Source organism: Streptomyces sp. NPDC058653 (genome assembly GCF_042716895.1).
Classification (GTDB): domain Bacteria; phylum Actinomycetota; class Actinomycetes; order Streptomycetales; family Streptomycetaceae; genus Streptomyces.
This window is the reverse complement of sequence record NZ_JBHXRM010000024.1, coordinates 33,039-45,616: the sequence shown is the minus strand read 5'-3', so window position 1 is coordinate 45,616 and position 12,578 is coordinate 33,039. Positions and strand designations below refer to the sequence as shown.

Sequence of the window (12,578 nt, the reverse complement as noted above, 5' to 3'; positions counted from 1 at the left end):
GAGGACGCGGAGGCCGGGGCGCGCTGGCCATGGAGGCGCCAGTCGGAGCGCGCTTGCGGCGAACGCGGATTGGAACACCCAGCCACGAACATGTGGGTCGGAACGCGCCGTTCCGGTGCGCCCGGCGAGGACAGGCCGGCCGGGAACGTCCGCCGGGGGCGCCCCGCCAAGGGCGCGCCAGTAGCGAACGCGAGCGGGTCGGGACGCGCCATTTGGGAACGTCTCGTCAACGGCGGCCCACCGAGGGCGCGTCGGCCATGAAGGTGTCGATCGGGACGCGCGGGCCGGGAACGTCCGGCGGGGGCGCCCCGCCAAGGGCGCGCCAGCCACGAGGGCGCGCCGGACATGGACGCATCGATCCGGACCCCGCCGTTCGGGCGCGCCCAGCCAGGACAGGTCCGTCGGGAACGCACCCACCCGGAGCACCCCCCGAGCGCTGCCGCTCAAGCGGGACATCAGCCGCAGCCGCCCGCCCCAGGAGCCGTCCGCAGGGCTTTGCTTGGGCTTTAGGGGGGTCTTGACATGGGCATGTGGGTTGGCGAGCCTGGCCGCGTCCCGTCACGCCTGTGGCGGACCACAGCAAGGGGGGCACATGAGACGCGGAGCGAGAGCCGTACTCGCGGCGGGCGCACTGTTGCTGAGCGGAATCACCGCCGCACCCGGCGCACAGGCCGAGACGGCCACCGACACGTCCTCGGCGGCCGAGGACACCCTGAAGGTCTTCGACGCCGAGGTCACCGCCGAGCAGGTGCCGCTGCTCCTCGCGGCCGGCCAGGACGCCCACGAACTGGGCGAATCGGTGCCGAAGGGCGGCAGGGCGGAGGTCGAGCTGTTCCTCACCGACGGCCAGGCGGACCGCCTGGAGACCCAGGGCGTCGACCTCACCGAGCGGAAGATCACCGCGAAAACGGAATCCCGGCTGAAGGCGGCGGGGGACGGTGTCTACCGCCCGTACAGCGGTCCCGGCGGTCTCCAGGAGGAGATAACCGAGGCCGGCGCCGCACACCCCGGCCTCACCAAGGTCGTCTCCATCGGCAAGACCGTCCAGGGCAAGGACATCCTCGCGCTCAAGCTCACCAAGGGCGCGGACAGGAGCAAGGACGGCGCCAAGCCCTCCGTGCTCTACATGTCCAACCAGCACGCCCGGGAGTGGATCACCCCGGAGATGACCCGGCGGCTGATGCACCACTATCTGGACAGCTACGGCAAGGACCCGAGGATCACGAAGATCGTCGACTCCACCGAGCTGTGGTTCGTCCTCTCCGCCAACCCCGACGGCTACGACTGGACCCACGCCGCCGACGCCAACCGCCTCTGGCGCAAGAACCTCCGGGACGTCAACGGCGACGGCGTCATCAGCCGCGGCGACGGTATCGACCTGAACCGTAACTTCACCTACAAGTGGGGCTACGACAACGAGGGTTCGTCCCCGCAGCCCACCGGCGAGACCTACCGGGGCGCGTCCCCCGGCTCCGAGCCCGAGACCCAGGCGATCGACCGCCTCCAGAAGCGCGTCAAGTTCGACTACGGCATCAACTACCACTCCGCCGCCGAACTGCTCCTCTACGGCGTCGGCTGGCAGGTCGCCACCCCGACCCCGGACGACGTCCTCTACCGGTCGCTCGCCGGCACCCCCGAGAACTCCGCCGTCCCCGGCTACTACCCGCAGGTCTCCTCCGAGCTCTACACCACCAACGGCGAGGCCGACGGACACGGTGCGAACGTCAACGGGATCATGATGTTCACCCCGGAGATGACCACCTGCGAGACCGTGTCCGACAGCATTCCCGACGACGCCTGGGAGGCCGACGACTGCCAGTCCGGCTTCAACTTCCCCGACGACGAGAAGCTGATCCAGGCGGAGTTCGCCAAGAACATCCCCTTCGCCCTCTCCGTCGCGGAGACCGCCGCCCACCCCGACCAGCCGTCCTCCTCGGTCGGACTGAGCGCCCCCGACTTCACCCCCGACACCTTCACCACCTCCTACGCGCGCGGCGCCGACCAGGAAGTCGCCGTCACCGCCCGCAAGTCGGTGCGGGACAAGGAGCTGAACTACCGGATCAACGGCGGCCGGACGCACGACGAGGACCTCCGCGCCTGGAAGGGCGGTGAGACCTACGGCGGCGAGGACAACCTCCACTTCGACGAGTACCGCGCCGAGATCGAGGACGCCGACCCGGGCGACCGCGTCGACGTCTGGTTCACCGGCCGTACGAAGAGCGGCAAGCGCACCACGAGCGAGCGCTTCACCTACACCGTCGCCGAGCGCCCCAGGGCCGACACCCTCGTGATCGCCGACGAGGGCGCGCCCGCTCAGCACGCGCAGGCGTACGTCGACGCGCTGCGGGCCAACGGCCGTACCGCCGTCGTCTGGGACGTGGCCACGCAGGGAGCGCCCCACCACCTGGGCGTCCTCGGCCACTTCTCCACCGTCCTCCACCACACCGGCGCGGTCACCTCGGACGGCGATACGCAGATCTCGGTCCGCGACTTCCTGAACGAGGGCGGCAAGCTGATCGAGGCGGGCGAGCGGGCCGGCGGGAACGCGCAGGTCGGCCGGACGCAGACGAACGACTTCAGCCAGTACTACCTGGGCGCGTACGGCCGTTCCTCCACCGCCGGCGCCACCGGCTTCACCGGGGCCGGCGCGCTCCTCGGGGCAACGGGACCGCTCGGCGCGGCCCCCGGCAACCCGCTGGACCAGGCCGGTACGTACACCGTCACCTCCTCCGTACTCCCTCCGGACGCCTTCCCGCAGTTCACCAGCGCGGCGGCGGGGACGTACGACATCGGCACCGGCGCGGCGGCGGTCACCACGAGGGACACCGTCCTGCTCGGTTTCGGGCTTGAGCAGGTCACGGACACGGAGCGGCGCGCGGCGCTGCTCGGGAAGGCGCTGCGCGCCCTCCGGCGCTGACCGCGCCGAGCGCCACCGGCACCGCGTCAACCCCGCGGCGGCGTCCCGTACCCCTACCGGGCGGTACGGGGCGCCGCCGGTCGGTAGGGGCCACTCGGTGTCACCGTGGCCCCCGGGGAGAGGTAGGGTCATAAGTGGTCGGGGACATCCCATACGCACTCGCCGGCGTCGAAACCCGGCGTACCAACGAGGAGATCGGTTCGTGACGATCCGCGTAGGCATCAACGGCTTTGGCCGCATCGGTCGTAGCTACTTCCGCGCGCTGCTGGAGCAGGGTGCGGACATCGAGATCGTGGCTGTCAACGACCTGGGTGACACCGCGACCACCGCCCATCTGCTGAAGTACGACACGATCATGGGCCGCCTCAAGGCAGAGGTGAGCAACACCGCCGACACGATCACGGTCGACGGCAAGACGTTCAAGGTGCTCTCCGAGCGCAACCCGGCCGACATCCCCTGGGGTGAGCTGGGCGTCGACATCGTCATCGAGTCGACCGGCATCTTCACCAAGAAGGCCGACGCCGAGAAGCACATCGCGGGCGGCGCCAAGAAGGTCCTCATCTCGGCTCCGGCCAAGGACGAGGACATCACCATCGTGATGGGCGTCAACCAGGACAAGTACGACGCGGCGAACCACCACGTCATCTCCAACGCCTCCTGCACCACCAACTGTGTGGCGCCGATGGCCAAGGTTCTCCTGGAGAACTTCGGCATCGTCAAGGGCATGATGACGACGGTCCACGCGTACACCAACGACCAGCGCATCCTGGACTTCCCGCACAAGGACCTGCGCCGCGCCCGTGCCGCCGCCGAGAACATCATTCCGACCACCACGGGTGCCGCCAAGGCGACCGCCCTGGTGATCCCGGAGCTGGAGGGCAAGCTCGACGGCATCGCGATGCGCGTCCCGGTCCCGACGGGCTCCGTCACCGACCTGGTCGTCGAGCTGGAGCGCGAGGTGACCAAGGACGAGGTCAACGCCGCGTTCCAGAAGGCCGCCGAGGGGCAGCTGAAAGGTCTCCTGGAGTACACCGAGGACCCGATCGTCTCCTCGGACATCGTGAACTGGCCGGCCTCCTGCACCTTCGACTCCTCCCTGACCATGGTCCAGGGCAAGAGCGTGAAGGTCATCGGCTGGTACGACAACGAGTGGGGCTACTCGAACCGGCTGGTCGACCTGACCACCTTCGTCGGCGGTCAGCTCTGACAGCGGTCCGATAGGCAACTCCCGATGTGAACGACAGGGCTCGTGCGGCGCGACGTGGCGCTGACCGGGCCCTGTCGTCTGTGTGCTGGCCGTGCTCGCTCTTCTGTGTGCTCGCGGACGTCGCGGGACGTGGAGCCGCTCTCAAGGAGTCACTGATACATGAAGACGATCGACGAACTTCTCGACGAAGGGGTCGCCGGCAAGCGCGTCTTCGTCCGGGCCGACCTCAATGTGCCGCTGAACGGCACCACCATCACGGACGACGGCCGGATCCGCGCCGTGCAGCCGACCGTCGCCAGGCTCGCCGAGGCCGGCGCCCGGGTGATCGTGGCATCGCACCTCGGCCGCCCGAAGGGCGCGCCCGACCCCGCCTTCTCGCTGGCCCCCGCCGCCGCGCGGCTCGGTGAACTCCTCGGTGCCGACGTCGCGTTCGCGACCGACACCGTCGGCGACTCCGCGAAGGCCGTCGCCGGGGCCCTGAAGGACGGACAGGTCGCCGTCCTGGAGAACCTCCGCTTCAACCCCGGTGAGACCTCGAAGGACGACGCCGAGCGCGGCGCCTTCGCCGACCGGCTCGCCGAGCTGGCCGACCTCTACGTGGGCGACGGCTTCGGCGCCGTCCACCGCAAGCACGCCTCGGTGTACGACCTGCCGGCGCGGCTGCCGCACGCGGCGGGCGGTCTGATCGCCACCGAGGTCGGGGTCCTCAAGAAGCTCACCGAGGACGTCGCGCGGCCGTACGCGGTCGTCCTCGGCGGCGCCAAGGTCTCCGACAAGCTCGGCGTCATCGACCATCTGCTGGAGAAGGCCGACCGCATCCTGATCGGCGGCGGCATGGCGTACACCTTCCTCAAGGCCCAGGGCCACGAGGTCGGCGCCTCGCTGCTCCAGGAGGACCAGATCCCGGCCGTGCAGGAGTATCTGAAGCGCGCCGACGAGCGGGGCGTGGAGTTCGTGCTGCCGGTCGACGTGCTGGTCGCGCCGTCGTTCCCCGACCTCAAGGCGAAGGCGGCGACGAACCCGACGACCGTCCCCGTCGACGCGATCCCCTCGGACCAGATCGGTCTGGACAGCGGTCCGGAGACGAACCGGCTCTACGCGTCGAAGCTCGCCGACGCGACGACCGTCTTCTGGAACGGTCCCATGGGAGTCTTCGAGCACCCCGACTACGCCGAGGGCACCCGGGCCGTCGCCCAGGCCCTGATCGACTCCGACGCCTTCACGGTCGTCGGTGGTGGCGACTCCGCCGCCGCCGTCCGGATCCTCGGTTTCGACGAAAACGCATTCGGCCATATTTCGACCGGTGGCGGCGCCAGCCTCGAATACCTCGAGGGCAAGACGCTTCCCGGCCTCGCCGCACTGGAGGACTGACCTACTGATGGCAGCTGCAACCCCGACCGAGAAGACCGCCCGTACGCCGCTGATGGCGGGCAACTGGAAGATGAACCTCAACCACCTCGAGGCCATCGCGCACGTCCAGAAGCTCGCCTTCGCGCTGACCGAGAAGGACCACGACGCGGTCGAGACGGCCGTCCTGGTGCCGTTCACGGACCTGCGGTCCGTACAGACGCTGGTCGACGGCGACAAGCTCAAGATCAAGTACGGCGCCCAGGACATCTCCTCGCACGACTCCGGTGCCTACACCGGCGAGGTCTCCGGACCGATGCTGGCCAAGCTGAAGTGCACGTACGTGGCCGTCGGTCACAGCGAGCGACGTCAGTACCACGCGGAGACGGACGAGATCTGCAACGCGAAGGTGCGGGCCGCCTTCAAGCACGGGCTGACCCCGATCCTCTGCATCGGTGAGGGCCTGGACGTCCGCAAGGCGGGCGAGCAGGTCCCGTACACGCTCGCGCAGCTCGACGGCGGTCTCAAGGACATCCCGGCCGACCAGGCCGAGTCCGTCGTGATCGCGTACGAGCCGGTGTGGGCCATCGGCACGGGCGAGGTCGCCACCCCCGAGGACGCCCAGGAGGTCTGCGGGGCGATCCGCGCGCGCCTCGCGGAGCTGTACTCGCAGGAGCTGGCCGACCGGGTCCGTATCCAGTACGGCGGCTCCGTGAAGGCCGGGAACGTGGCCGCGATCATGGCCCAGGCCGATGTGGACGGAGCCCTTGTCGGCGGTGCGGCGCTGGACGCCGAGGAGTTCGTCAAGATCGTCAGGTTCCGCGACCAGTAAGTATGCGAGGGAGCGGATCCGTCGTACCCTGGCGGGGGCCGACCGGTATCTCATATGTGCCGCCGGCCCCCGTTGTCCTCGCAGTCCCGTCCAATCCCGATTCATTTCGAGAGAATTCCGGAAAGTAGGGTCCAGCCGTGATTATGGGGTTCTCGATCGCCCTGATCGTCTTCAGCCTGCTGCTGATGCTGCTGGTGCTGATGCACAAGGGGAAGGGCGGCGGCCTCTCCGACATGTTCGGTGGCGGCATGCAGTCGTCCGTCGGTGGTTCCTCGGTCGCCGAGCGTAACCTCGACCGCATTACCATCGTGGTCGGTATGGGTTGGTTCGCCTGCATTGTCGTGCTCGGTCTGCTGATGAAGCTGGACAGCTGACCGGTCGTACAGTACGTCGCCGGGGGCGCGGCCTATCATGAGGCCCTGCGTCCCGGCGGTGGGGGGTGTAACTCCGCTCACTGGACGCGCGTTGGGCCATACGTAGACTGGGGCGCTCGACAGCGGAGATGCCTCTCGACGCTTGATGCTTGCGGCACCATTCACGCAGGGAGTTACGACCGTGGCAAGTGGCAACGCGATCCGGGGAAGCCGGGTCGGAGCGGGGCCGATGGGTGAGGCCGAGCGTGGCGAGTCCGCGCCACGCCTGCGCATCTCCTTCTGGTGCTCCAACGGGCACGAGACGCAGCCGAGCTTCGCCAGTGACGCGCAGGTTCCGGACACGTGGGACTGCCCACGGTGCGGATTCCCGGCCGGCCAGGACCGGGACAACCCCCCGGACCCACCGCGCACCGAGCCGTACAAGACACACCTCGCCTATGTACGTGAGCGGCGCAGCGACGCGGACGGCGAGGCGATCCTCGCTGAAGCCCTCGCCAAACTGCGGGGCGAGATCTAAGTATTGATCCGGCCGGACACCCAAAGGTGCCCGGCCGGTGCCGTTCTCACCGGCGGCCGATTGTCAGTGGCATCCCTTACGGTCCGAACAGGACGACCGAGAGGGAGAGTTGTGACGACGGACGAGTCGACGGACGGGTCGGCCGGGACGACAGCCGGGGTGCAGGCCGGAACGGCGGCCGGCGCGGCCGGAGAAGCGGCCCGGGGCGTGGGCCGGGACCCGGCGGCGTCGGCCCGGGTGCCCGCGTGGCGCGGGGGATTCGGCCGGCTGTGGAGCGCCGCCGTCGTCTCCCGGTTCGGGGACTCGCTGCGTACCGCCGCCCTGCCGCTGCTCGCCGCCTCGTTGACCGACGACCCCCTCCTCATCGCCTCGGTCACCGCCTGCGGCTATGTGCCCTGGCTGCTCTTCGGACTGCTGGGCGGAGCCGTCGCCGACCGGGTCGACCAGCGGCGCGCGATGTGGGCCGTCGACCTCGCCCGTGGCGTACTGATGGCGGGCTTCGCGCTCGCGGTCGCCCTGGACCACGGCACGATCGCGCTGCTGCTCGCCCTCGCCTTCCTGCTGACCACCTTCCAGACCCTCTTCGACAACGCCGCCACGGCCCTGCTGCCCTCCGTCGTCCCCCGGGACACGCTGGCCGGCGCCAACGCCCGCCTCATGACCGGTCAGCAGATAGCGAGCGGCTTCCTGGCCGCCCCGCTGGTCCCGGCGCTCCTCGTCCTCGGCGCCTCCGCGCCCTTCGCGGCCAACGCGGCCACCTATGTCGTCGGGGCGCTGCTCATCGCCTCCCTGCGCACCGACGCGCCGGCCAGGGCCCCGAAGGCGGCGGGCAGCACCCTGCGCGCGGAGATGGCGGAGGGGATGCGCGCCCTGTGGCGGGACAACGCGCTCCGGGGCCTGTCCGTGGCGACCGCCCTGTCGAACATCGGCATGGGCGCCCTGATCGCCACGCTGGTGCTGCATGTGACCGGCTGGCTGGACGCGGGCAACAGCGGGTACGCGGCGGTGATCACGGCCTACGGCGCCGCCAGTGTCGTCGGCGGACTGGTCGCGCCCCGGCTCGCCCTGCGGATCGGACGCGTCCGCAGCGTCCTTGTCGCCGGGATCGTCCAGACCTGTGCGCTGGTCGTGCTGGGGACCGTTCGTGAACTCGGGGTGGCGATCGCGGTCATGGCGGTGTTCGGGGTGATGGGCATGGTCTGGAACGTCAACCAGGCGACGCTGATACAGGAGCGGAGCCCGGCCGAGATGCTGGGCCGGATCAGCTCCGCCTTCCGTACGCTCGCCATCGGCGTGGCACCCTTCGGCGCGCTCCTCGGCGGCCTCGCCGCCGCGGCCTGGGGACTGAACACGCCCGCGCTGCTGGCCGCCGGTGCGTTCACGCTCGCTGTCGCGTCGCTCGGCGCTCTGATCAATTAGGTTGGGAGGGCAGCTGGGCACCGCACTCACGCAGGCAGTCACGTACGAGAAGAAGTGGGCTGAAGCAAGATGTCCGAGAACAAGGCAGAAGGCCGCGCAAGGCTCAACCGGATGCCCCAGTGGAGCGCGCTGGGCAAGCATCGTGAGCAGCTGGGGGAGACGAATCTGCGGGAGCTGTTCGCCGAGGACCCGGCGCGCGGCACCGGCTACACCCTCCAGGTCGGTGACCTCTACCTGGACTACTCCAAGCATCTCGTGACGGACGAGACGCTCACGCTGCTCCGTGAGCTGGCGGAGGCCACCGGCGTCGCCGAGCTGCGGGACGCGATGTTCCGCGGCGAGAAGATCAACACCACCGAGGACCGGGCGGTGCTGCACACCGCGCTGCGCGCCCCGCGCGACGCGGTGATCGAGGTCGACGGCGAGAACGTGGTGCCGGGCGTGCACGCCGTCCTGGACAAGATGGCCGACTTCTCCGAGAAGGTCAGGGCGGGCGAGTGGCTCGGCCACACGGGCAGGCCCATCCGTAACATCGTCAACATCGGTATCGGCGGCTCCGACCTCGGGCCCGCGATGGCCTACGAGGCGCTGAAGTCCTTCACCCACCGCGATCTGACGGTCCGTTTCGTGTCGAACGTCGACGGGGCCGACCTGCACGAGGCCGTACGCGACTTGGACGCCGCCGAGACGCTCTTCGTCATCGCCTCCAAGACCTTCACCACCATCGAGACCATCACCAATGCCACCTCCGCCCGCAACTGGCTGCTGACCGAGCTCCAAGCCGGTCAGGAGGCCGTGGCCAAGCACTTCGTGGCGCTGTCCACCAACGGCGAGAAGGTCGCCGATTTCGGTATCGACACGGCCAACATGTTCGAGTTCTGGGACTGGGTCGGCGGGCGGTACTCGTACGACTCCGCCATCGGCCTCTCGCTGATGATCGCCATCGGACCCGACCGCTTCCGCGAGATGCTCGACGGCTTCCACCTCGTCGACGAGCACTTCCGCACCGCGCCCGCCGAGTCCAACGCGCCCCTGCTGATGGGCCTGCTGGGGGTCTGGTACGGCGCGTTCTTCGACGCCCAGTCGCATGCCGTGCTGCCCTACAGCCACTACCTGTCCCGGTTCACCGCGTACCTCCAGCAGCTGGACATGGAGTCCAACGGCAAGTCCGTGGACCGCGACGGCGAGCCGGTGGATTGGCAGACGGGACCCGTCGTCTGGGGCACTCCCGGCACCAACGGTCAGCACGCGTACTACCAGTTGATCCACCAGGGTACGAAGATCATCCCCGCCGACTTCATCGGCTTCGCCCAGCCCGTCGACGACCTGCCGCACCGCCTCGTCGCCCAGCACGACCTGCTGATGGCCAACTTCTTCGCCCAGACCCAGGCGCTGGCCTTCGGCAAGACGCCCGACGAGGTCAGGGCCGAGGGCGTCCCCGACGAACTCGTCCCGCACAAGACGTTCCGGGGCAACCACCCGACCACCACCATCCTCGCCGGGAATCTGAACCCCTCCGTGCTCGGCCAGCTCATCGCGCTGTACGAGCACAAGGTCTTCGTCCAGGGCGCGGTGTGGAACATCGACTCGTTCGACCAGTGGGGCGTCGAGCTCGGCAAGGTCCTCGCCAAGCAGATCGAGCCGGTCCTCACCGAGATCGCCGGCGGTCGCGAGAGCGCGCAGGACAAGCCGCTGGACGCGTCGACGGCCGAGCTGGTCACGAAGTACCGGGCGCTGCGGGGGCGTTGAGCCGATGGCGGAGGGGGATCGGCGGCTCAGGCCGCCGAACAACACGCTGAACGAGAGGGCGGTCGCCTGGTGGCGTACGCAGTGGCTGCTGCTCACGCTGGCGCCGGTGGCCGTCCTCGCCGTCCTGGGCGCGCTCATAGCCCCGGCCCGCGTCTGGCTGCTGGTGCCCGCCGCCGTCCTCGCGGTACTGGGCCTGGCCTGCGCGGTGCTCATGCCGATGTGGTGGTTCCGGGTGCACCGCTGGGAGGTGACGGACGACGCGGTCTACGTCCGTACCGGCTACTTCTGGCAGGAGTGGCGGATCGCGCCGATGTCCCGGATCCAGACCGTGGACACCGTCCGGGGTCCGCTTGAGCAGATGTTCAAGCTCGCCACCGTCATCGTCACCACCGCCTCCTCCAAGGGGGCGGTACGGATCGAGGGGCTCGACCACGAGCTCGCGGCCGAGCTGGCCGAGCAGTTGACGCACATAACCCAGGCGACACCCGGTGACGCGACATGAGCACGCTCGCGGTGCCCGCGCCGGAGGAGGGGTGGCGCAGGCTCGACAAGCGCACCCTGCTGGTCACCGCCGCGGTGATGTCGGGTGTCGCGGGCGGAGCGGGCGTGCCGGCCGCGATCGGACTGGCCGGCGGGATGGGGGTGGGGCGCGCGCTCGCCTGGGTGCTGCCCGCGGCCCTGCTGCTGATCGCCGGCGGTACGGGCGCGGACTATGTCCGCTGGCGCCGTACCCGCTACCGAATAGGCACCGACAGGGCCGAGTTGCACACGGGCCTGTTGCTGGTCAAACGCCGCTCGCTGGGACGCGAACGGATAAGGACCGTCGACCTCACCGCCAATCCTCTCCTGCGGATCCTCGGCCTGGTGAAGGTCCGTATCGGTACGGGGGAGCACACCGGCGGCGAATCCACCCTGGAGCTCGACCCGGTCACCCGCGCGGAGGGAGAGCTGCTCCGTACGGAGTTGCTCGGCCGGGCGCCCGCCGGGGCAGACGCGGGGGCGCACCCGGAGGGCATGCTGTCCGTTCTGGACCCCGGCTGGATCCGGTACGCCCCCCTCTCCTTCGTCGCGCCGCTGATGGGCGGCGCGGCGGCGGGCGGTGTGATGCAGGTCGGCGAGTGGTTCGGTGTCCAGCACGAGGTGCTCGTCTGGATCGGCGACCGGTTCCGGGACACCTCGATCCTCGTGACGGTCGTCGTACTCCTGGCGGCGGCGCTCCTCGCCGGTGTGGTCGGCTCGCTCGGCCTCTGGGTCGAGATGTGGTGGAACTACCGGCTGGAGCGCGAGCCCGGTGGCACGTTGCGGGTGCGGCGCGGTCTCTTCACCTCGCGGTCCGTCTCCATAGAGGAGCGGCGGCTGCGGGGCGTGGAGCTGGTGGAGCCGATCGGTGTGCGGCTGGTCGGGGCGGCGCGGGTCGACGCGGTCGCGACGGGGCTCACCCAGGACGACGACGACAAGCACACCGACCTCAAGACGCTGCTGCCGGCCGCGCCGAAGGCCGTCGCGGACGAGGTCGCGGCGCGGGTCCTGCGCGAGACGTCGTCCCCGACGAGCGCGGCCGGACTGACCCCGCACCCGCTCGCGGCGCGTGGGCGGCGGCTGCGGTGGGCCGTGGGGGCCGCGCTGGTGCCGGTCCTGGTGCTGGTGGTCCTCGGTCTGCTCGTGAGTGACGTCATGCTGCCGATCGCTGCCGCCTGCGGGGTGGTGCTGGTGCCGATCGCGGTGGCGCTCGGGCTCGACGCGTACCGCAGTCTGGGGCACGGGCTCAGCGGGGAGTACCTGATCGCACGGTCGGGGACGGTGCGGCGCTCCACGGTGGCGTTGCAGCGGGGCGGGGTCATCGGGTGGACGGTGAAGCAGTCGTACTTCCAACGCCGGGCGGGGCTCGTGACGTTGACGGCGACGACGGCGGCGGGGGAGGGGGCGTATCACGTGCGTGACGCGGCGGAAGGGGAGGGGTTGGGGTTCGCGGGGGAGGCGGTGCCGGGGTTGTTGGAGCGGTTCTTGGAGGAGTAGCGGGGGTTGGGGGTTTGGGGGCGGGGCGGGGCTGTTCCCCTCCCCGCCCCTTCCGGCAGTGTCGATATGCGGCTCCGCCGCGGGGGGGGCTCCGACCTGGGGCCCCGTACGGCCTTCGGCCGTGGGGGGGGTGCGGGGCGGGGGGGGGGTGGGGGGGGGGGCGGGCGCCGGCCCCCCCCCCCCGCCCGGCCCCGCGGCGC

At 70.2% G+C, this 12,578-nt stretch carries 9 protein-coding genes and 1 pseudogene; all 10 read left to right on the top strand.

Annotation, left to right across the window (positions count from 1 at the left end):
* Positions 1-592 precede the first annotated feature (592 nt).
* A pseudogene (locus ACFWU9_RS21075) lies at positions 593-2,785 on the top strand (M14 family metallopeptidase); the annotation flags it as partial.
* A 334-nt stretch (positions 2,786-3,119) separates the two neighbouring features.
* Complete coding sequence (gap, locus tag ACFWU9_RS21070) at positions 3,120-4,124, top strand: type I glyceraldehyde-3-phosphate dehydrogenase (RefSeq protein ID WP_384320529.1); 1,005 nt, start codon at positions 3,120-3,122, stop codon at positions 4,122-4,124.
* A 159-nt stretch (positions 4,125-4,283) separates the two neighbouring features.
* Entirely contained in the window at positions 4,284-5,495 is a 1,212-nt protein-coding gene (locus ACFWU9_RS21065; RefSeq protein ID WP_384320527.1) for a phosphoglycerate kinase, read from the top strand.
* A gap of 7 nt (positions 5,496-5,502) precedes the next feature.
* Entirely contained in the window at positions 5,503-6,303 is an 801-nt protein-coding gene (gene tpiA, locus ACFWU9_RS21060) for a triose-phosphate isomerase (RefSeq protein ID WP_384320525.1), read from the top strand.
* Positions 6,304-6,446: 143 nt separating this feature from the next.
* A complete protein-coding gene (secG, locus tag ACFWU9_RS21055) occupies positions 6,447-6,677 on the top strand; it encodes a preprotein translocase subunit SecG (protein ID WP_189108754.1) in 231 nt (76 codons plus the stop codon).
* A gap of 181 nt (positions 6,678-6,858) precedes the next feature.
* Entirely contained in the window at positions 6,859-7,194 is a 336-nt protein-coding gene (locus ACFWU9_RS21050) for an RNA polymerase-binding protein RbpA (RefSeq protein ID WP_003957010.1), read from the top strand.
* Positions 7,195-7,401: 207 nt separating this feature from the next.
* Complete coding sequence (locus ACFWU9_RS21045; protein ID WP_384320637.1) at positions 7,402-8,613, top strand: MFS transporter; 1,212 nt, start codon at positions 7,402-7,404, stop codon at positions 8,611-8,613.
* A 69-nt stretch (positions 8,614-8,682) separates the two neighbouring features.
* Entirely contained in the window at positions 8,683-10,362 is a 1,680-nt protein-coding gene (gene pgi / locus ACFWU9_RS21040) for a glucose-6-phosphate isomerase (RefSeq protein ID WP_384320523.1), read from the top strand.
* A gap of 4 nt (positions 10,363-10,366) precedes the next feature.
* The gene (locus tag ACFWU9_RS21035) at positions 10,367-10,864 is read left to right on the top strand and encodes a PH domain-containing protein (protein ID WP_384320521.1); all 498 of its coding nucleotides are present in this window, start codon (positions 10,367-10,369) and stop codon (positions 10,862-10,864) included.
* Positions 10,861-12,378, top strand: a complete 1,518-nt coding sequence (locus ACFWU9_RS21030) for a PH domain-containing protein (RefSeq protein ID WP_384320519.1) — start codon at positions 10,861-10,863, stop codon at positions 12,376-12,378. Before ACFWU9_RS21035 ends, ACFWU9_RS21030 begins: the two co-directional genes overlap by 4 nt.
* Positions 12,379-12,578: the final 200 nt, after the last annotated feature.

Bases quoted from the DNA above. Each gene is read 5' to 3' on its own strand.
- ACFWU9_RS21065 (WP_384320527.1), top strand. From the start codon at position 4,284: ATGAAGACGATCGACGAACTTCTCGACGAAGGGGTCGCCGGCAAGCGC.
- secG (WP_189108754.1), top strand. From the start codon at position 6,447: ATGGGGTTCTCGATCGCCCTGATCGTCTTCAGCCTGCTGCTGATGCTG.
- ACFWU9_RS21030 (WP_384320519.1), top strand. From the start codon at position 10,861: ATGAGCACGCTCGCGGTGCCCGCGCCGGAGGAGGGGTGGCGCAGGCTC.
- pgi (WP_384320523.1), top strand. From the start codon at position 8,683: ATGTCCGAGAACAAGGCAGAAGGCCGCGCAAGGCTCAACCGGATGCCC.
- ACFWU9_RS21035 (WP_384320521.1), top strand. From the start codon at position 10,367: ATGGCGGAGGGGGATCGGCGGCTCAGGCCGCCGAACAACACGCTGAAC.
- tpiA (WP_384320525.1), top strand. From the start codon at position 5,503: ATGGCAGCTGCAACCCCGACCGAGAAGACCGCCCGTACGCCGCTGATG.